We start from the raw sequence: 20679 nt of genomic DNA on the forward strand, positions 1-20679 counted from the left end.
ATCTCACTCCTGGGGCGGTTCGGCGCCCGGATTCAAGGTCAGTTGCATAAAGGTCAGGTCGAGCCAGCGGCCGAATTTGATGCCCACTTGCGGCATCTGCCCGGTGGTGCTGAAACCCAGGCGCTCATGCAGGCGGAGCGAGGCCTGGTTGCCGCTTTCAATGGCGGCGACCATCACGTGTTTACCGCCGGCGCGCGCGCGTTCGATCAGGGCTTGCATCAGGCGCGGGCCTAGGCCTTTGCCGCGCTGGTCGTTGCGCACGTAGACCGAGTGCTCGACGCTGTAGCGATAGCCTTCGAAGGGGCGCCAGTCGCCGAACGAGGCGTAGCCCGTCACTTCGTCGTTGTCGACGGCGACCAGAATCGGGTAGCGCTGCGCCTGGCGCGCAGTGAACCAGGCCTGGCGGTTCGCCAGGTCCACCAGTTGCTCGTTCCAGATCGCCGTGGTGTTCAGCACCGCGTCGTTGTAGATGTCGCGGATCGCTGGCAGGTCTTGCTCGGTTGCATCACGAATCATGGCTGGGCCTCACGCGATGGGTTGGTGGACGGTCACCAGTTTGGTGCCATCGGGGAAGGTGGCTTCCACCTGGATATCCGGGATCATCTCCGGGATGCCTTCCATCACCTGTTCGCGGCTGAGCAGGGTGGTGCCAAAGTGCATCAGGTCGGCCACGGTACGGCCGTCGCGGGCGCCTTCCATCAGCGCGGCGGAGATGTAGGCGATGGTTTCCGGGTAGTTGAGCTTCACACCGCGCGCCAGGCGCCGTTCGGCGACGAGGCCTGCGGTGAAGATCAGCAGTTTGTCTTTTTCCCGTGGGGTCAGGTCCATGGTTCAGTCCGTCGTGAAATACATTCGTAAAATCACTGAAGATCAAGTGTGGGAGGGGGCTTGCCCCCGATGGCGGTGGGTCAGTGACAGATGCATTGCCTGACACTCCCCTATCGGGGGCAAGCCCCCTCCCACATGTTGATCTTCATGTGCTCCAGATTCGGGGTGCCACGGCCTCTCGGCCAAGTACTGCCGGGCGTAACAATTTCCATAAATCAATCAACCAGCCCCGCGCCAGCAGCGCCTCGCTGGCCAGGCAGCGAGCGACCAGCAAGCCGGGCAGTTGGGTCAGGTCGCCGCGCACCGCGTGGGGCAGGGCGCGGCAGTGTTCGAGTAATTCAGGCTCGATATCACCGGTCAGCAACAGGGTGGCGAATACCGGTTGTCCGTCCAGGCCGATCGGTGAGTCGAGCAAGCCATCGTCGCCCACAATGCGCTGGCGTTCGTGCCAGAGCAACTGGCCGTCGCGGCGGATATCCAGGTGCGATTGAAAGTGCCCGAGGTCGAAGCGCTCGCCGCTGGCCGGGCGGCCGAGGGCGACCACGTCCCAGTACAACAGCCGCGCATCGCCGTGCAGCGCGATGCGTGTGCTGAGTTCGGCCTGGGCGGCGCTGAACACGATGGTTTCCTGAGGCAGCCATTCCAGGGTGGCGCCGGCCTCGACGCTCAGCTCCAGTTGCTGAAACGCCGGGCCGCTGGCGCGGTACCACTTGGCCGCGCCAGGGCTGGTCAATTGCGCCCAGGCGCCCGCGGCGACGTGGGCGCGGATGTCCAGGCGGTCGCCGCCGGCTATGCCACCGGGCGGATGCACGATGATGTGCTGGCACACCTCGGGGCCTTCGGCGTACAGGTGTTTCTGCACGCGCAGCGGGCCGAGGTGGCGGCGCATCACCGGGCGCGTGGTGGCGCCGAAACGCGCGTAGCCGAGCTCCAGCTCGGCGTGCCAGCTGGGGGTGAACAGGGCAGTGGAAACGGGCAGGTTCATGGCGTGTGCTTATCGTTAGGACGCTACAGATTAGATGGTTACGAGACCGCGCACACCGTCGCGTTCCATATTTTCGCCACGGCCTTGCTGGACGATTTCCCCGCGTGACATCACCAGGTATTGGTCGGCCAGTTCGGCGGCAAAGTCGTAGAACTGCTCCACCAACAGGATCGCCATGTCGCCACGGGCCGCAAGCTTTTTGATCACCGCCGCGATCTCCTTGATCACCGACGGCTGGATACCTTCGGTCGGCTCATCGAGAATCAACAGGCGCGGCCGGCTGGCCAGGGCGCGGCCGATCGCCAGTTGCTGTTGCTGGCCGCCGGACAAATCGCCCCCGCGGCGGTGCTTCATTTGCAGCAGCACCGGGAACAGTTCGTAGATAAACCCCGGCACTTCCCTGGCCTCGGCGCCGGGAAATCGCGACAGGCCCATCAGCAGGTTTTCTTCCACCGTCAGCCGCCCGAAAATCTCGCGGCCCTGGGGCACGTAGGCGATCCCGGCGTGAACGCGCTGGTGTGGCTTGAAACCGGTGATGGCCTTGCCTTCCCAGTTCACCGCGCCCTCTTTGGCGGGCAGCAGGCCCATCAGGCACTTGAGCAGGGTGGTCTTGCCCACGCCGTTACGGCCGAGCAGGCAGGTGACTTCGCCGACCTGCACCTCGAATGAAAGCCCGCGCAGGATGTGGCTACCGCCGTAATACTGGTGCAACTTGTCGACTTGCAGCATTCTCAAAACCTCCTCTATTCCCTGTAGGAGCGAGCTTGCTCGCGAAAAACCTGAGGGCGCCGCGTGCATTCAGGCTGCCCGCGTTATCGTTAACGATTTTCGCGAGCAAGCTCGCTCCTACAAAAAAGCGAACTCAGCGCCCGAGGTATACCTCGATCACGCGCTCGTTTTCCTGCACCTGTTCCAGCGACCCTTCAGCCAGCACGCTGCCCTGGTGCAACACGGTCACATGGTCGGCAATCGAACCGACAAACCCCATGTCGTGCTCCACCACCATCAGCGAGTGCTTGCCCGCCAGGCGCTTGAACAGTTCGGCGGTGAATTCGGTTTCGGCGTCGGTCATGCCCGCCACCGGTTCGTCGAGCAGCAACAACTGCGGGTCTTGCATCAGCAGCATGCCGATTTCCAGGAACTGTTTCTGGCCGTGGGACAGCAGGCCAGCCGGGTGATGCACCGAGGCGGTGAGGCGGATGGTGTCGAGCACTTCATCGATGCGGTCCTTCTGTTCCCCGCTCAGGCGTGCGCGCAGGCTGGCCCACACCGACTTGTCGGTCTTCTGCGCCAGCTCCAGGTTTTCGAACACGCTCAAGGCTTCGAACACCGTGGGTTTCTGGAACTTGCGGCCAATGCCGGCCTGGGCGATCTGCACTTCGCTCATCGCAGTCAGGTCGAGGGTTTCGCCGAACCAGGCGTTGCCGTGGCTGGGCCGGGTCTTGCCGGTGATCACGTCCATCAGCGTGGTTTTGCCGGCGCCGTTGGGGCCGATGATGCAGCGCAGTTCGCCGACGCCGATGTAGAGGTTCAAGGCGTTGAGTGCCTTGAAACCGTCGAAGCTGACGCTGATGTCTTCCAGGGTCAGGATCGTGCCGTGGCGCGTATCGAGGCCCGTGCCGGCGGCTTGGCCGATGCCGATCGCATCGCGGCCGTTGCCAGCGTCGAGAATAGGTTCGAGCATAAATTCCGCCGTCGCAGTCACTCTCATTGTTCACCCCGTTTCTTCAACAGGCCGATCACACCCTTGGGCAAATACAGGGTGACGATGATGAACAACGCCCCCAGGAAGAACAGCCAGTACTCCGGGAACGCCACGGTGAACCAGCTCTTCATGCCGTTGACCACCCCGGCGCCGAGCAGCGGCCCGATCAAGGTGCCGCGCCCACCCAGGGCCACCCACACAGCGGCTTCGATGGAATTGGTTGGCGACATTTCGCTGGGGTTGATGATGCCCACCTGCGGCACGTACAACGCCCCCGCCAAGCCGCACAGCACCGCGCTCAATACCCACACGAACAGCTTGAAACCGCGCGGGTCGTAGCCGCAGAACATCAGGCGGTTCTCGGCATCGCGCAAGGCGGTCAACACCCGGCCGAACTTGCTGCGGGCCAGGCGCCAGCCGATGTACAGGCTGCTCACCAGCAACAGCACGGTGGCGGCAAACAACACCGCGCGCGTGCCCGGTTCGGTGATGCCGAAGCCGAGGATGCTGCGGAAGTTGGTGAAGCCGTTATTGCCGCCGAACCCGGTCTCGTTGCGAAAGAACAACAGCATCCCGGCGAAGGTCAGCGCCTGGGTCATGATCGAGAAATACACGCCCTTGATCCGCGAGCGGAAGGCGAAGAAGCCGAACACCAGCGCCAGCAACCCCGGCGCCAGTACCACCAGGCACAGCGCCCAGAGGAAGTGCTCGGTGCCGACCCAGTACCAGGGCAATTCGGTCCACGACAAAAAGGTCATGAACGCCGGCAACTCGTCGCCGGAGGCCTGGCGCATCAGGTACATGCCCATGGCATAACCGCCGAGGGCGAAGAACAGGCCGTGGCCGAGGGACAGCATCCCGGCGTAACCCCACACCAGGTCGAGCGCGAGGGCGACGATGGCGTAGCAGAGGATCTTGCCCACCAGCGTCAGGGTGTAGGCCGAGACATGCAGCGCGTTGTCCGCTGGCAGCAGCGACAGCAACGGCAGCGCCAGCAGCACGCCGAGGATCAGCGCGCCGACGGCAATCGTCAGCTTGGGACCGGCCTTTTGCGTGGCCGTGAGCATCAATGGCTGGTTCATCAGTCGATCACCCGTCCTTTCAGTGCGAAGAGGCCTTGCGGGCGTTTCTGGATAAACAGAATGATCAGCGCAAGGATCAGGATCTTGCCGAGCACGGCGCCGATCTGTGGTTCGAGGATCTTGTTGGCGATCCCCAGGCCGAACGCGGCCATTACGCTACCGGCCAATTGGCCGACACCGCCGAGCACCACGACCAGGAAGGAGTCGATGATGTAGCTCTGGCCCAGGTCGGGGCCGACGTTGCCGATCTGGCTCAGCGCCACACCGCCGAGCCCGGCGATGCCGGAGCCCAGGCCAAAGGCGAGCATGTCCACGCGCCCGGTGGGCACGCCGCAGCAGGCGGCCATGTTGCGGTTCTGGGGTGACGGCGCGCACGTTGAGGCCCAGGCGCGTCTTGTTGAGCAGCAGCCACGTCAGCACCACCACGCACAGGGCGAAGGCGATGATCACGATGCGGTTGTACGGCAACACCAGGTTGGGCAGCACTTGAATGCCGCCGGACAGCCAGGCGGGGTTGGCCACTTCGACGTTCTGCGCGCCGAACACCAGGCGCACCAGTTGGATCAGCATCAGGCTGATGCCCCAGGTGGCGAGCAGGGTTTCCAGGGGGCGGCCGTACAGGTGACGAATCACCGTGCGCTCCAGGGCCATGCCGATGGCGGCGGTGACGAAAAACGCCACCGGCAGTGCGATCAGCGGGTAGAACTCGATGGCGTGCGGCACGTAGCGCTGCATCAGCAACTGCACCACATAGGTGGAATAAGCGCCGAGCATCAGCATCTCGCCGTGGGCCATGTTGATCACGCCCAGCAGGCCGAACGTGATCGCCAGGCCCAGGGCCGCGAGCAGCAGGATCGAGCCCAGGGACATGCCGCTGAAGGCCTGGCCGAGCAGTTCGCCCAGCATCAGTTTGCGCTTGACCTGGGCCAGGCTGGTCTCGGCGGCGGTATGCACGGCGGCGTCGGTTTCCACGCCGGGGGCGAGCAGGGTTTCCAGGCGTGTGCGCGCCAGCGGGTCGCCGGTGCTGCCGAGCAGACGCACGGCGGCCAAACGCACCAGCGGGTCGCTGTCCACCAGTTGCAGGTTGGCCAGGGCCAGGCTGAGGGCGCTGTGTACCTCCTCGACGGTTTCGGCGGCGACACGCTGGTCGAGGAACTTGAGCTGCGCCGGTTGCGCGGTTTTTTGCAGGGTCTGCGCGGCTGCCAGGCGTACCTTGGGGTCGGCGGCGAGCAGTTGCAGGCTGGCCTGTACGTTGTCGATCAGACCGCGCAGGCGGTTGTTCAGGCGCACGGTCTTGGTTTCACCGTTGACCGTCAGTTGGCCTTGTTGCAGCGCGTCCACCAACTCGATGCGCGCCGGGTCGGGCTGGGCGGCCCAGTCCTGCAGCAGTTTGGCTTGTTGCGTCGGGTTGGCGGCGAGGAAGTCTTCGGCGTCGCCGGCGTGTGCGCCAACAGGCAGCAACAGCAAGGCCGTGAGGATCAAGCGGTAGAGGGCAGTGGGCATAACAAAATGTCCTGAGCATGCACGGGTCGGCTTTATGTGGGAGGGAGCTTGCTCCCGATAGCGCTGGGTCAGGCAATGCATGTACTGACTGATCCACCGCTATCGGGGGCAAGCCCCCTCCCACAGGGGGCCGTGGCGGGGCTTAGTTACTTTTCACGGCGTAATCAGGTTTTTTGTCATTGCCAGGAATGTACGGGCTCCATGGCTGTGCGCGGATCGGTTCCTGGGTCTGCCACACCACCGAGAACTGCCCGTCGGCCTGGATCTCACCGATCATCACCGGCTTGTGCAGGTGGTGGTTGGTCTTGTCCATGGTCAGGGTGAAACCCGACGGCGCGGCGAAGGTCTGGCCGGCGAGGGCTTCACGCACTTTGTCGACGTCGGTGGACTTGGCCTTCTCCGCCGCCTGCGCCCACATATGAATGCCCACATAGGTGGCTTCCATCGGGTCGTTGGTCACGGCTTTGTCCGCGCCCGGCAGGTTGTGTTTCTTGGCGTAGGCTTTCCAGTCGGCGACGAATTTGGTGTTCACCGGGTTCTCTACCGACTGGAAGTAGTTCCAGGCGGCGAGGTTGCCCACCAGCGGCTTGGTGTCGATGCCGCGCAGTTCTTCTTCGCCTACCGAGAACGCCACCACCGGCACGTCGGTGGCTTTGAGGCCCTGGTTGGCCAGCTCTTTGTAGAACGGCACGTTGGAGTCGCCGTTCACGGTGGAGATCACCGCGGTCTTGCCGCCCGCCGAGAATTTCTTGATGTTGGCGACGATGGTCTGGTAATCGGCGTGGCCGAACGGGGTGTAGACCTCTTCGATGTCTTTATCCGCGACGCCTTTGGAATGCAGGAACGAACGCAGGATCTTGTTGGTGGTGCGCGGGTACACGTAGTCGGTGCCCAGCAGGAAGAAGCGCTTGGCGCTGCCGCCTTCTTCGCTCATCAGGTATTCCACCGCCGGGATCGCCTGCTGGTTCGGCGCTGCACCGGTATAGAACACGTTCGGCGACATCTCTTCGCCTTCGTATTGCACTGGGTAGAACAGCAGGCCGTTGAGTTCTTCGAACACCGGCAATACCGATTTGCGCGACACCGAGGTCCAGCAGCCAAATACCACGGCGACCTTGTCCTGGGTCAGCAACTGCCGGCTCTTTTCCGCGAACAGCGGCCAGTTCGACGCCGGGTCTACCACCACCGGTTCCAGCATCTTGCCGTTCACACCGCCCTTGGCGTTGATCTCGTCGATGGTCATCAACGCCATGTCTTTGAGCGAGGTTTCGGAGATGGCCATGGTGCCGGACAACGAATGCAGGATGCCGACCTTGATGGTCTCGGCGGCCTGCACGGTCCAGGTCATGCCCATGGCGACAATCGATGCCGATAGGGTGAAAGCCTTGAGCAAACTACGACGCTTCATGGTGCGATCTCCGGGGATTTGATTTTTTAGTGGCAGAGTTGGAAGCTGAAGAGTGCATAGCAAGGCCTGTGCCTAAGGCCCGAAACCTCCACTTAAATCGTCACGCTGGGTGTCGCGGGCAAGCCTGGCGCACCGCTTTGGCTCGCGGTCGCAGGGTCGTGCAGGCGGGAGCCCCGAAAGAGGGCATGGATATGCGGTGCCACGCTGCTGTCCGGGTCTTCCGGGATTCGCGCTTTGCATTCAATACACGGGAGAGCCGCCACATCGATACGCGCTTTGACAAGCTCGCGAAATGCGATGCAGTAATGGCCTCACTGGCGTGTGCGATTGGGTGTTTGTGACAGTACTTTTCGTACAGGACCTAAATAAGTCATACCTATCTACCGTCTCTGAACGAGCGGTGTACTCCATCTTTGAAGGGGTGCGTCACGGCGATTATTTGCCAGGACGCACGCTTTCTTCGATGAGGTGAAACATGAATGACTTTACGGAACTGCCGCAACAAACCCCTGGACATATACCGGTCCTTCCGGCGCTCAGCCCTTTGTTTATGTCGGCCGACGATGCCGCCCGTTGGGCGTATGAGCGGATCGACTACTCGGTGGCCGACAAGGAATACGGGGGTGCCATTCTTAAACAAGGCAACCGCTACTTCGCCACGACGCCAATCGCTGACCAGCAGTTGACCTTCGATCATCGGATCTTGCTGGCCACGGATGCCGACGACAACTTCATCGCGCCCAACGGCTACAGTTGCGAGGCGCTTTACCATTCTCACCCGCCGAACCTGGAGCAGGTGAAAGCGAGAAACCCCGGGATTAGCGATGATCATGCTTCGATGATGATCAGTTTTTTTTCGCCTGCGGACCTGAGTTTTATCATTGAGCACCGCAGCTCGGTGCGCGCTCATTATTTGTGCGGCCCCGAGGGCTCGCTGCTTAAGTACACAACCTCGGGTTCGGCAGCGGAGGTCCTGCTGAGAAAGCGCCTTCTCGGCGAGGAGCCGTTCCCGGCTTCTGCGGATCGGGAGTCATTGATCTGGATGACCGCCGATGCCGGCGACCTGCGGGTAGTGGTGCCCAACCGCCAATGGGGAGGCGTGCGTGGGCAGATGAAGCGGGGTTGGAGAGTCAATGCCGCCGTGACGCAAGTGACCCAGGAGCAGCCATTTTTCACCCAGGTATTCGCACAGCCTGAATTGGCCGTGATGGCAGCCCTAGCCCTGTCGGCGTCGGCAGCTGGCGAGTACGCCTTCGGGTTTGTACTGAAACACACCCAAAGCGAAAGTTACATCGCGACCTACCCCGAGCTCGCGCCCAGGGCATTGTTCTCTGCCACCGGGCTCTTCCCCGAGCAAGCCTCCGGCAAACTGAAGCTGCCCTCCAACTTTCGGCTCGAAGCCCTCTACTACCGCTCTAAAGCCGCGCCAACGGACATCCCCGAAAACGAGTCCTGGTTGTATGCCACATTCCCGACCCCTGCGGAGCTGGTGGCGGCCATCGTGCAGTCAGAAGCGACCCGGGACATACAGAACAAAAGCCGAGGTTTGCGCCTTTACATCGAAACCTCGGATGACGCACTGCTTGAACTCAAGGTGCCAGCGCCCAGTGATGCCGGCGCGCTGGTCAACACCGGCGACGATGGCGTGCTCGGTGACAATGGCGCCCAGACCGCGCTGAAGGCCGGCAGCCTCAGCCCGCGTGACTATGTGCGCCGGGTGATTGCCGCGACGTCGGTGTCAGTGGTCCAGGCCGGCTTGCTCTGGCGTGTCGTCGGCCCGCTGGACAACCGTTCGACGGTGTTGAGCGGTTTCTATCCGGCGGTATTGAGCCCGCCCTTTATTTCTGCCCACGACGCAGCGGTGTATGCCCACGAGCAGATCGGCCCAAGGCGCGAGCGAACCTACGGCGGCTATGTACTCAAGGACAAAGAAGGCCGCTTCTTTATCACCCAGCCCCTGGCCAGCGACGCCAACCCGTTTGCCCTCAGGCTGTTTTTTCCGACGGAGCTACCCGGCCCGTTGATCCCACCCGAGGCTTACGCGATTCACGGCCGCTACGGCTCCCACCCGGCGCTGTCGATGGTCGACCCCGGCTGGGTCAAGCAGCGCAACTGGACGCGCGAAGACGCCCTCATCAACCTGCAGATTTTTGGCACCGCCCAAATCTACGATGTGATCCAGTCGGGGCGCCCGGCGTATATGTCGGCCGCCGAGGACTGCCTGCTGGCGTACACCCCGAGCGGCTCCACGCATGAGGCATTGGTGTCTGCCGGCGCTGCGCCGCAACCGGCCGGCAGCGTGCTGCAAAAACGTTTGGACAGCGGTCTGTTCAAACCCTCGCTGTGGGTCACCCGGTTGGCTGAGGCGGGTGACTTGCGGGTGATCCAAGGCAATGTGTTATGGGGCCCGCGTTCGCCGATCTACAAAGACTGGACGCCCTCTTTCGAGTACGCGCCCAGAACCGGCGCTCCCGACTATGTGACCTATGGCGCGTTGTTCGGCACGGCCGACGAAGCCGCCCGCGATCTGCATGCGCGGGTCCATGGGCGCAACCTGCCGGAGCAGGCGTACTTTGCGTTTATCCTCAAGCACCGGGACAAGGCGCTGTACCTGGCCACCGAGGTGGTGGGCGTCAATGAACGGGTCAAGCTGTTCAATCTCAACAGCGTGTTTGCGCCGACAGAAGACAATGACTATCGGTTTCCCGCTGGGTTTTCGCTCTGCGGGCTGTTTCGTTCGCAGCAATGGCAACCGACCGGGCTGTCGCCATCCAGTGCCTGGCTGACCCGCTATTTTGTGATGCCGATGGTGTTGTACGAGGCGCTGTACGAGAGCCAGCGCAGAGGGGTGAAGTACAACGGCGGTAGAAACCTGCCGGTGTACTTTTCAACGCAGGAGGGGGCCCTGTTGAGATTCGTCGCGCTGCCATTTCGCGTGGGCGGCGGCGGGCCGGTGGAAAGTGCCTTTGAACAGGCCGCCAGCGCATTGGCCTCCGGTGAAAAGACGACGCAGACCTTTGTCAGGGAGTGGGCCAACAGCGGCGAGCTCTACGTGGTGCGTACCAGCCAATGCTGGGACCAGCAAGGGCGGGTGTCGCGCACCTGGACCGGTTACGAACACCTGACCCGCCGTCGCGTGGGGCCCGCGTTTGCCAACCCGGACGATGCGGCACGGTATGCCGCGGGCATTGTCGGTGAGGGCCGGCGCCGCACCTATGGCGGCGTCCTGCTCAGGCTGCCCGATGGTGTGTTCGTCGCGACTGATCCGCTGGTGGTGCCGCCCCAGGGCTTTGCGCTGAACTGGATTTATCCCGACCCGGCGATCGCGCAAGGGCTGTACCCGCCGGGAAGTATCATCGTCGCGCGTTACCGCTCGGTGCTCAAGCAAGAGACACAGATACTGTTTTCGGCCACGCAAAAGGCGGTCTACCAGAGCATGTTGCCCACGAGCGTGCTGTCGAACCTGCTGTTCCGTGAAGTCCACATCAAGCGCGAATACGTGTTTGGCCCCGAGGGGGGCATCCTGCGTTATCAACTGACGGGGTCGGCGGAGGAGGAGGCGCTCAAGCTGACGTTGGCGCCGTTGAACCTGGTCAGGGGGGATGTGGCCGACAATGAAGTCGAACGGCAACTGCGCAGCGGAGCGCTGCTCCCGGTCGACTTCGTCACGCAGGTGGCGAAGGCCGGCGATCTGCGGGTGGTCAACGGCAACCGCCTGTGGGGCCACCCGCGACGGTTGAGCGGGCCGTTCGTGCCGGACTTGGCCGAGGTCGCGGCGCTGGCGATCAAGCAGGTGTTTGCCGATGCGCCGTGCGGTCCGCTCTTTACCCAGGCTTACGACGCCGTGCGTCATGTGCAGCGAGTGTCGTCGCCGCAGGCACAGGTGCAGTTCGGTTATGTACTCAAGGATGCGCGGAAAAACCTGTACATGACGACCTTGCCGCTGGTGCGCGCCGATTACACGCGTTTCGAACAGGTCTTCGTCGATGGCCTGTTGCCCCAGGGGTATACGCTGGATGGCTTGTATCTGTGCGCCTCCACCGTGGCGATTGCGCCGGCGAGCGATGACATGGCGCTGAGTTTCTTCTCGCCCCAGGTACTGGCCGGCGCGGTCAATTTTCTCAGCAACCTGGCCGGCAACGGTACCCTGCCGCTCTACCTGCTGTGCGCCGACGGCGCGCTGCTGAGGTATTCCTTGCGAAAGCACGAGGGGCAAGCGCTGAGCAGCGAGGCCCGAACGCTCGGACCGCAGTTGCTCGAAGGCGCCTCCAGCGTCGCCGACTACGTGCGCGGGCTCGCGACCAAGGGCGACTTGTATGTGCGTGTCAGGAGCACGGTGTGGGGCAAGGAACAAAGCGTCACCGCGCAGTGGCAACCCAAGGCCGCGCCCTGGCCCGCCCAGGACAACCCACACTTCCTGTCCTTTTGCGGGCCGCTGTTCGGTCATGCCGACGACGCCGCGCGCTGGGCCGAAAAACAACTGGGCGGCTTCAAGGGCCGCGAATACCTCGGCGCCGTGCTGGCGCCGCCAAAGGCGCGGGGGCTCGTGGCGCTTGAGCCGGTGGAGGATCACCGTGCGTGGTTGGTGGACACGATTTCACAGCTGTTCTGGTTCGGTCATCTCGGCTTTGATATCACCCCCGATCATCCGCTGTTCTTCTACACCATCAAAGCGCTCCAGGCGTTTTACAAAGTCATCCCTTTGGGCCTGAATCTATCGGCGCTGGATCAGCGGTTGCTGGACAATTTTGCCGACAAAAATGATCTGCGCCTGTACCTGGACATCATCCGCAGTAACCGTCCGGTCGCCGAGAGTGTCTACCTGGCGTGTCGCGGCGGTGCGCTCCTGAAGTATGTGCCGGGTTTCACGGCGGACGAGACGCGACTGCTGAGTGTCGACTCGTCGCCTTCGCCCAGCGTGCTGGTCAGCGGCTTGCGCGCGGCCGGCACGTTGAGTGTGTTGGAAACCGATACCTTCTGGACGCGACCGGGGGCGCTGGGGGCGGAATGGCAGGTCAAGGACGTACTCGCCGAGCCGGACCCGCAAGCCGTGCTGTACGGCCGGGACAAAGACGAACTCTGACAACGGCGCGGCGCTGACCAAGCCGGCCGCCGTGGATCGCCCGGTCCCCGGCGGCACTTGACCGGCACCCGGGCGTCAAACCCGCGAAGGCTGCGCAAACAGCCGCGACAGCAGCAGACGATCGAGCGCCCACACGACGATCAACGACGCGCCCACCAACGGGAAGGCGATCGCCAGCCCGAGCATGATCACCATCGCGGTTTTCCACTTCGGCAGGTCATGACGCAACGGCGGCACTCCGAGGCCGCCCACCGGCCGCCGTTTCCACCAGATCACCACGCCGCTGACGGCACTGAGCAGGATCATCAGGCAGATCAGCAGCACGATCAGTTGATTCACCCAGCCGAACATCTTGCCCTCGTGCAACATCACGCCGGTCTCGGTCGCCCGCGCCACGCCGTTGTAGTGTTCCCAGCGCACATCGGCGAGGACCTTGCCGGTGTACTGGTCCACATGCAGGGTGGCGTCATTGCGCGGGTCGTTGGCGAACACCGAGACAGTGAATACGCCCTCGGCGGTGGTGGGCGGGGTGATGCTGTAGCCGGGCTCGACCTTGCGCGAGGTGGCCAGGTCGACCACCTGTTGCAGGCTGATGGTGGGCGCGGCGGGGGCGGCATGCATCGCGCCGTGGTTCATGTGTTCGGCATGGTCGCCGGACACCGGCATCGGTGTGTTTTCCATGGCCCAGGGCACGGTCTGTTGCGTCGCGGTGTTGAGCACGCGCGCCTGTTGATCGGAGGTCGGCACGTTGTTCCACATCGCCGCCGGGAAGCGGTTCCACAGGTCGGCGTATTGCTTGCCCCAAAAGCCGGTCCAGGCCATGCCGCTGAGCAGCATCACCAGCAACAACGCCGCGCCCCAGAAACCGGTGACGACATGCAGGTCGCGCCAGAACACACGGCCACGGGTGTTGAAGCGCGGCCACAGCACCCCGGACGATGACTTGCCGCGCGGCCACCACAAGTACATGCCTGAGATCACCAGCATCACGCCCCAACCGGCAGCGAGCTCGACCAGGCGGTCACCCACGGTGCCGATCATCAACTCGCCGTGCAGGGCGCGGGCGATGGCTTGCAGGTTGTTTTTCGCGTCCTGCGTGCCGAGCACGGTGCCGCGATACGGGTCGACGAACACCGTCATTTCGCGGCCGCTGTTGTGCATGACGAACTGTGCGCTGCTGGTGGCGTCGGCCGGTGGCAGGTATTTGCTGAGCGTGCCCTGGGGGTAGGCGGCCTTGGCGCGTTGCAGTTGCTCGTCGGCGCTCAGCGCGCGTTCGGCGGCGGGGACGGTGAGCAGGTGGCCGTACATCAGCGGGTCGAGCTGGGGCTTGAACAGGTAGATGATGCCGGTCAGGGCCAGCAGCACCATGAAGGGGGCGACAAACAGCCCGGCGTAGAAGTGCCAACGCCAGGCCAGGTTGTAGAAGGAGATTTTTTGTGTGCTCATCAGGGGGCTCCGCAAGGTTTTGTTTTTTTGGGGCAGTTACACCGCCATCGGGGGCAAGCCCCCTCCCACATTTGAAGTGCATTTCAAGTGTGGGAGGGGGGTTGCCCCCGATGCTTTAGAAGCTCATGTCGACCTTGGTCCAGAGCGTGCGCCCCGGCTCCTTGATGGCCTGCGGATCGTTGGCCGGGTAGCCGAACCCGGCGTTGCCGGCCAGGTTCAAATGCTCGGCGTAGGCTTTGCCGAACAGGTTGTCGACGCCGGTACTGACCTTGAAGTTTTTATTGATGCGGTACGCCGCGTTCAGCGAGAACACGCCAAAGCCGCCGCTCTTGTCGTAGTCCTTGCCGACCACGTTGCCTTTGTTCTGATCGATGCGGTTTTGCGCGGCGACCACTCGCCACAGGGCGCCGGCGCTCCAGTCGTCCTCGCTGTAGGTCAGGCCCAGGCGCGCATCCAGCGGCGGCATTTGCGGCAGGGGCTTGCCGTCGCTGCTGTTCTTGCCCCAGGCGTAAGCGAGGGTGGCGTCGGCCTTCCAGTTTTGGGTCAGCTTGTACGCCGCGCCCAGTTCGCCGCCCATGATCCGTGCGTCGACGTTGCGCGCCTGGGACGTGGTGCCCATCATTCCGGTCCGGTAGTCGAACAGGATGAAGTCGCGTACCTGGCCGACGTAACCCGAGGCCCAGGCTTCGAGGTCGGCAGTCTTGTATTGCGCGCCGAAGTCGAGCTGGGTGGTTTTTTCCGGTTTCACGCCATCGAACGCGTTGACCGAACCGGCCGCGCCGGTGTTGGGGGAAAACAGTTCCCAGTAATCCGGGAAGCGTTCGGCGTGGCCCAGCCCGGCGTAGAGCGTGGTCGGGGTGTCTGCCAGGTCGTGCTCGTAGCGCATGAAGCCCGAGGGCAGGGTGTCGGCGCGGGTGTCATCGGCGGTCGGGTTGGCGCGTGCCGACATGCCTGAGCCGATGGTCTGGCGGAAGTCCCGGGCTGAGGCGCGGTCCAGGCGCGCGCCGGTGATCAGGCGGTCGCGGTCGGCGGCGTACCAGGTCAGTTCGCCGAATACGCCGTAGTTATGGAAGTTGGCGTCCTTGTTGCGCGGCAAATCCTTGTAGGTGTCGACGCCCATGCTGCTGCGCTGGCGGTGTTCGTTGGTCTGCGCATCCAGACCGCCGATCAGTTGCAGGTCGGCCCAGCGCCAGGTCGCCTTGATCCGCGCGCCGAGGGTGCGGCGGTCGACGTTGGAGGCCATGGGGCCTGCCATCATCCCGGTGCCCGACGGGACGCGCAGGCTGTAGTTGTCCATGACGTGGTCGGCGTAGTTGTAGTAGACCTGGGCCTCGACCTTGTCCAGCACCTCGCCGATATTGGATTTTTCGAAGCGCAGCCCCAGGCTTTCGCGCAGGAACTGCGAGCCGTCCATGCCGCGCCCGGCGTAGCGCGCCTCGCCATCGCCGCGGCCGGCGGTGAGTTCGAGCAGGGTGTCGGCGTCGGGGGTGAAACCGACCGCGACGTCACCGTTCCACTTGTCGTAGCGCGAGGCGACGGTGTCGTTGTTGCCGTCCTTGTAGTCGTCGGCGTGTGCCTGGTTGCCGATCACCCGCACGTAACCCAGGGGCCCGCCGGCAGCGGCGTCGATGACTTTGTCGAAGCGCCCGTTGGAGCCGGCCAGCACGCTGGCGTTGAGCCGCGTGCCCAGTTCGCCGAAATGCTCGGGCTCGCGCTCGAACAGGATGGTGCCGGCCGACGCGCCCGGGCCCCAGAGCACGGTTTGCGGGCCTTTGATCACGGTGAGTGTGTCGTAGGTTTCCGGGGAAATGTACGAAGTGGGCGCGTCCATCCGGCCCGGGCAGGCGCCGAGCATCATGCTGCCGTTGGTGAGGATGTTCAGGCGCGAGCCGAACATGCCGCGCAGCACCGGGTCGCCGTTGGTGCCGCCGTTGCGCACCAGGGCGAAGCCGGGGATGGTCTTGAGATAGTCGCCGCCGTCGCTGGCGGGCACTGGCTGGCGCGGGTCTTTCGGGTTGGTGACCACGGTCAGCGGCGAGCTGGGGGCGATCGCGGTGATCACGGTGGGGCTCAGTTCGTGCTCGGCGTGCTCATCGGTATCGGCATGGGCCTGTGGCATCAAGAGCGCGCCGCACAGAACGGCGAACACGGGAGTGCTTCCCAAACGGGTGTCAGCAGAAAACCTGGACATGAAAAATTCCATCTATAAATCGTAAACAACACGGCCAGCAGCCTGTGGCTGTCTGTCTAACGTCGGCCGGGGTGAAGTAACGGTGTCAAGTGCTTACGCGGCGATGGGTGGGGCACGGCTGCGCGCGCCGGGGAAAATGCTCTGCCGGGCATGGCCCAGGCGCGGTGAGGGGATGAGGGCGTTGGCCGGCGATGGGGCGCCGAGGGTGAGGTAGGACACGCTGCCGGGCAGTGCCGGGCAACTGAAGAGCAGGCTGCAATAGCCGCACTTTTCCCAGAGGACGTGGTGTTCGTCGGGGGCTTGTTTTTGAGGTGAACGGTGTTGCGGTTCGCCGTGGCACTCGGGCATGTCCATGGACATGCTCATGCTCATGCTCATGGACATACCGGCGTGCTGATTCATCGGCATCGCTTGGGAAATCAGCGGACCGATAAAGATCATCAGCATGGCGAACAGGCTGATCCAACTGCCGCGCTTAAGGCTCACGGGCCTGCGGCGCGGCGCGGACAACCTGGCGCGAGGGGCGCCCATCGAGTGTTGGCCTACTCGCCGTGTTTATGCTCGTGGGGCGCCATCGGCGGGACTTTCTGCACGGACACTTGCACCTCGACGTCCCCGGCTTTTTCGAAGGTCAGGGTCAGTGGGAAGTGCTTGCCGTCGGCCAGCACGCTGCGGTCTTTGAGGCCCAGCAACATCACGTGATAGGCCATGGGCGCGAAGGTCAAGTCACCCTTGGCCGGTACGGCAACGCTGGGCACTTGTTGCATCTTCATCAATGCGCCTTGCATCACATGCTCATGCAGTTCGGCCTTGTCCGCCACCGGCGTCTTGGCGCTGAGCAGGCGGTCCGGGGTTTCGCCGGTATTGTGAACCACAAAGTAGGCCGCGACGGTCGGCGCGTTGGGGGGCAATTCCTGGGACCAGGGGTCGCTGACCAGCAGGTCGCCGGCCTTGAAGTCGTCGGCATTGGCAGCACTGAACACCGGCAGCAGCAATGCGGCCAGAAGCAGGGAAGATTTGAGCATGGCAGTTCTCCAGAACGGTTCTAAACGCAGTTCACTTGCGAAGACCATCAGACCGTTGGAGAGGCGCGCGGGTTAAGGCTCGGCCATTGCTGGCGCGGCGTCGGGGACTGCAATGACGGCGGTGGCAGGCTCTGCGCCGCCTCGAACCGCGTGACATACAACTGCGGCACATGCCCCGGCAACGCCACCAACGGCGCCGAGCCCGGGCAACACCAGCAATGCTGCATGGCGGAATGATCGTCCTGCGCCGGTGCCGGAATATCCAACTTGCCCAGGGCAACGGTTTTCAGGCTGGCGCCATTGGACGAACAGAAACTGCCCCACAACAGTTGCTGCGCGGGGTCCTTGGACTGCTGCATCGCCCCGGCCAGCGGCATGGCAAAGGCGTTGAACAGCACTGCAAAGCAGGCGATCCAGACGATTGCAAAGCGTTGACGGGCCATGGCGGACAATCCGTAGGGTTAAACGATCAGGCGGGTATTTAGCCTGATCGGGGGGGATAAGTAAAAAGTGGCGGTGTGGTTTGGTGTCGCAGTGTGTCAGACCGCGGTGGCGTGAAGCTTGAGGCCCAGCGCTTTCATGACTTTCATGATAGTCGCGAACTCGGGATTGCCAGTGCTGGAGAGGGCTTTGTACAAACTTTCTCGTCCCAGGCCGGCGTCGCGAGCGACTTGGGTCATGCCTTGGGCGCGAGCGATATCGTTCAGCGCTGTGCGAATCAACAGACCGTCGCCAGCATCTTCTTCAAAGCAAGCATCCAGATAGGCGGCCATCTCAAAAGGAGTCTTGAGATATTTTGCGGCATCAAAACGGGTAAAGGATTCGCTCATAAGTCACTCCTTGCGGCCAAGATTTTTTGCCATATGTATTGCACGCTGGATGTCTCGGCTTTGTGTTGATTTGTCGCCGCCCATCAGCAGCAGATAAACCACCTTGTCTCGGCGAGTGAAGTAAACCCAATACCCGGGGCCTTGGTGGATTCGCATTTCGCAAACGCCCTCTCCTACAGCCTCACAGTCGCCGAAGTTTCCTGCTTGCGCCATGTGCAGCCTTGTCACAATGCGTACTTTTGCGAGCGGATCGCGCATTGCTTCGAGCCATTTGACAAACTCAATGGATTCTTCGAACTCAATCATCGCAAATCGTATTCCTTGGGATACAGGATGGCAAGTTGCGACGCGCTGCAACTGCAGTGCATCCCCATCGCGGAAGCGGGTGCAAAACCGCGAGAGGGGAGGTTAGGGCGGGAGCTTTTGGCTGAACTAGCCGGCTGGTTCGGAGTTGGTCGTAAGGTGAATCGTCTTTCTGCTGGGTAAACCAAACAGTGGGTGTTTTGGCTAGGTCTTCGTACAAACAGAAACGTGCGACACCTTGTTTGAGGTTGCTGGTCGCAAACGTGATCTCTAGTCTGCGGACATCGATGCAAACTCAGCGATCATGCGACTGCTACGCCGTTGAACGGGAGCAAGTTCCCATATTGGCGAGGTGTCGTTTAGCGAGACGATATTGCCTGTAGCACCGCAGCCACGGTTGTAAATTCTCGATCCGCCGCAGCCAACACCGGCCGCCTCAACACCAACACCGGCACCCCTCGCTCGCGTGCCACTTCCAGCTTCGGTTCGGTGGCGGTGCTGCCACTGTTCTTGCTGATCAGTACATCGATCTTTTGTCGTTCGAACAACGCACGCTCGTTTTCGATCAGAAACGGCCCACGCGCGCCGATGACTTCGCAGCGTTCATTGCCCGGATACACCTCCAACGCGCGCAGTGTCCAGAACTGCTCCTGCGGGATCTCATCAAGATGCTGCAACGGCTCGCGGCCCAAGGTGAACAGCGGGCGCTTGAAGGGTTTCAGGGCCTCGATCAGCTCGGCCCAGTCAGCGACTTCGCGCCAGTCATCCCCCGCTTGCGGTCGCCACGCCGGGCGGCGCAGGGCCCAACACGGTACACCGCACAACCGTGCTGCCTGGGCGGCGTTTTGGCTGATCTGTGCCGCATACGGGTGGGTGGCGTCGAGGATCAGGCCGATGTGTTCGTCGCGCACGAACTGCGCCAACCCTTCAACCCCGCCGTAGCCGCCGACACGCACCTGGCAGGTGAGGTCGGTCGGCACGCGGCCCACACCGGCCAGACTGTAGATATGTTCGGGGCCGAGGGTGCGGGCGATGGCGAGGGCTTCGGTGACGCCGCCCAGTAGCAGGATCGGTTTCATAGGGGCTTGATCACGTCCAGCAGGGTGATCGGCAGCGCCTGGCGCCAGGTGTCGAATTCACCGAGCGGCTGGGCCTGGGCCACGTGGAGGCGGGTCAGTTCGCCGCCGTGTTGGGCGCGCCAGGCCATCAGGGTCATTTCGCTTTGCAGGGTCACGGCGTTGGCGACCAGGCGGCCACCGGGGCGCAGGTGCTGCCAGCAGGTCTCGAGCACGCCGTCGCGGGTGACGCCGCCGCCGATGAAGATCGCGTCGGGCGTTTCCAGGCCGCCGAGGGCCGCGGGTGCGGTGCCGCGCACCAGTTGCAGGCCGGGCACGCCGAGGGCGTCGCGGTTATGTTCGATCAGGCCTTGGCGGCCGGCATCGGCTTCAATCGCCAAGGCGCGGCAGCTCGGGTGGGCGCGCATCCACTCGATGCCGATGGAGCCGCTGCCCGCACCCACGTCCCAGAGCAATTCGCCGGGCAGTGGCGCCAGGCGGGCCAGGGTCATGGCGCGCACGTCGCGCTTGGTCAGTTGGCCGTCGTGTTTGAATGCCACATCCGGCAGGCCGGCGAGGCGCGACAGGCGCGGGGCATCGGCGTCGGCCAGGCAGTCGATGGCGACCAGGTTCAGATCGGCGACCGCAGCGTGCGGCCAAGCGTGGGCCACGCCATCGACACGCCGCTCAGCCGCGCCGCCCAGGTGTTCAAAGACGCTGAGGCGGCTCGGCCCAAAGCCGGATTCAGCCAACAGCGCCGCAATCGCGGCAGGGCTCTGCCCGTCATTGCTCAACACCAGCAAGCGCACGCCGCTGGCCAGATGTGCATTCAACGCCGCCAAGGGCCGGGCCACCACCGATAACGTCATCACGTCCTGCAACGCCCAGCCCAGACGCGCCGCCGCCAGCGACACAGAGGAGGGCGCCGGCAAAATCAGCATCTCTTCAGCCGGCACCTGCCGCGCCAGGCTGGCGCCGACGCCGTAGAACATCGGATCGCCGCTGGCCAGCACGCACACCGGTTCACCGCGTCGCGCCAATAGCGGCGCCAGGGAAAACGGGCTCGGCCACAACTGGCGTTCGCCGCGCACGCACACTGGCAACAGGTCCAATTGGCGCTGGCCACCGATGATCCGCGCGGCACGCAACACGGCGTGCCGGGCGTTTCTGCCGAGCCCTTTGAAGCCGTCTTCACCGATGCCTATTACCGTCAGCCAGGGCGACATATGAATTCC

Annotated in this window: 17 protein-coding genes and 2 pseudogenes; 1 reads left to right on the forward strand and 18 read right to left on the reverse strand. The window is 63.4% G+C overall.

Features of this window, described 5'->3' with window-relative positions:
* Positions 1–3: 3 nt before the first annotated feature.
* The 9 genes and pseudogenes from MOQ67_RS04020 to urtA all read right to left on the reverse strand — a co-directional run bounded on the left by MOQ67_RS04020 (position 4) and on the right by urtA (position 7511).
* Positions 4–516, reverse strand: coding sequence for a GNAT family N-acetyltransferase (locus MOQ67_RS04020; RefSeq protein ID WP_104904036.1), 513 nt, complete (start codon positions 514–516; stop codon positions 4–6).
* A gap of 9 nt (positions 517–525) precedes the next feature.
* Positions 526–828: an urease subunit gamma gene (locus tag MOQ67_RS04025; RefSeq protein WP_010213535.1), complete on the reverse strand. Its 303-nt coding sequence runs from the start codon at positions 826–828 to the stop codon at positions 526–528.
* Between the two features lie 145 nt (positions 829–973).
* Positions 974–1813, reverse strand: a complete 840-nt coding sequence (locus MOQ67_RS04030) for an urease accessory protein UreD (RefSeq protein ID WP_198718350.1) — start codon at positions 1811–1813, stop codon at positions 974–976.
* 30 nt (positions 1814–1843) lie between these two features.
* On the reverse strand, positions 1844–2542 hold the full coding sequence (gene urtE / locus MOQ67_RS04035) for an urea ABC transporter ATP-binding subunit UrtE (RefSeq protein WP_017849698.1): 699 nt from the start codon (positions 2540–2542) through the stop codon (positions 1844–1846).
* A 22-nt stretch (positions 2543–2564) separates the two neighbouring features.
* Positions 2565–2651: pseudogene (locus MOQ67_RS04040) on the reverse strand (outer membrane lipoprotein carrier protein LolA); the annotation flags it as partial.
* A gap of 24 nt (positions 2652–2675) precedes the next feature.
* On the reverse strand, positions 2676–3524 hold the full coding sequence (urtD, locus tag MOQ67_RS04045; protein ID WP_198718351.1) for an urea ABC transporter ATP-binding protein UrtD: 849 nt from the start codon (positions 3522–3524) through the stop codon (positions 2676–2678).
* A complete protein-coding gene (urtC, locus tag MOQ67_RS04050) occupies positions 3521–4600 on the reverse strand; it encodes an urea ABC transporter permease subunit UrtC (RefSeq protein WP_017849696.1) in 1080 nt (359 codons plus the stop codon). Before urtC ends, urtD begins: the two co-directional genes overlap by 4 nt.
* Positions 4600–6103: pseudogene (gene urtB, locus MOQ67_RS04055) on the reverse strand (urea ABC transporter permease subunit UrtB). Before urtB ends, urtC begins: the two are co-directional and overlap by 1 nt.
* Positions 6104–6245: 142 nt before the next feature.
* Entirely contained in the window at positions 6246–7511 is a 1266-nt protein-coding gene (gene urtA / locus MOQ67_RS04060; protein WP_017849694.1) for an urea ABC transporter substrate-binding protein, read from the reverse strand.
* 475 nt (positions 7512–7986) lie between these two features.
* Between urtA and MOQ67_RS04065 the strand changes: the two genes are divergently transcribed.
* Positions 7987–12594 carry a DUF4329 domain-containing protein gene (locus MOQ67_RS04065; RefSeq protein ID WP_198718352.1) on the forward strand — a complete coding sequence of 1536 codons (4608 nt, stop codon included), beginning with the start codon at positions 7987–7989 and terminating at the stop codon, positions 12592–12594.
* 75 nt (positions 12595–12669) lie between these two features.
* Here MOQ67_RS04065 and MOQ67_RS04070 read toward each other — a convergent pair whose 3' ends face one another.
* From MOQ67_RS04070 to cbiE, 9 genes are all read right to left on the reverse strand, one after another.
* Positions 12670–14040 carry a PepSY-associated TM helix domain-containing protein gene (locus MOQ67_RS04070; RefSeq protein ID WP_198718353.1) on the reverse strand — a complete coding sequence of 457 codons (1371 nt, stop codon included), beginning with the start codon at positions 14038–14040 and terminating at the stop codon, positions 12670–12672.
* Between the two features lie 115 nt (positions 14041–14155).
* Entirely contained in the window at positions 14156–16231 is a 2076-nt protein-coding gene (locus MOQ67_RS04075; protein ID WP_026140374.1) for a TonB-dependent copper receptor, read from the reverse strand.
* Positions 16232–16324: 93 nt separating this feature from the next.
* Entirely contained in the window at positions 16325–16762 is a 438-nt protein-coding gene (locus tag MOQ67_RS04080) for a DUF2946 domain-containing protein (protein WP_198718354.1), read from the reverse strand.
* An 11-nt stretch (positions 16763–16773) separates the two neighbouring features.
* Complete coding sequence (locus MOQ67_RS04085; protein ID WP_046384861.1) at positions 16774–17256, reverse strand: copper chaperone PCu(A)C; 483 nt, start codon at positions 17254–17256, stop codon at positions 16774–16776.
* 47 nt (positions 17257–17303) lie between these two features.
* On the reverse strand, positions 17304–17699 hold the full coding sequence (locus MOQ67_RS04090; protein ID WP_198718355.1) for a DUF2946 domain-containing protein: 396 nt from the start codon (positions 17697–17699) through the stop codon (positions 17304–17306).
* Between the two features lie 96 nt (positions 17700–17795).
* Positions 17796–18086 (reverse strand): addiction module antidote protein, encoded by a 291-nt coding sequence (locus MOQ67_RS04095; protein WP_198718356.1) that lies wholly within the window; start codon positions 18084–18086, stop codon positions 17796–17798.
* A 3-nt stretch (positions 18087–18089) separates the two neighbouring features.
* Positions 18090–18392 (reverse strand): type II toxin-antitoxin system RelE/ParE family toxin, encoded by a 303-nt coding sequence (locus tag MOQ67_RS04100; RefSeq protein WP_198718357.1) that lies wholly within the window; start codon positions 18390–18392, stop codon positions 18090–18092.
* A 356-nt stretch (positions 18393–18748) separates the two neighbouring features.
* Positions 18749–19468 carry a cobalt-precorrin-6A reductase gene (locus tag MOQ67_RS04105; RefSeq protein WP_198718358.1) on the reverse strand — a complete coding sequence of 240 codons (720 nt, stop codon included), beginning with the start codon at positions 19466–19468 and terminating at the stop codon, positions 18749–18751.
* Positions 19465–20670: a precorrin-6y C5,15-methyltransferase (decarboxylating) subunit CbiE gene (gene cbiE, locus MOQ67_RS04110; protein WP_198718359.1), complete on the reverse strand. Its 1206-nt coding sequence runs from the start codon at positions 20668–20670 to the stop codon at positions 19465–19467. Before cbiE ends, MOQ67_RS04105 begins: the two co-directional genes overlap by 4 nt.
* Between the last annotated feature and the right edge of the window lie 9 nt (positions 20671–20679).

The organism is Pseudomonas sp. LY-1, assembly GCF_053502595.1.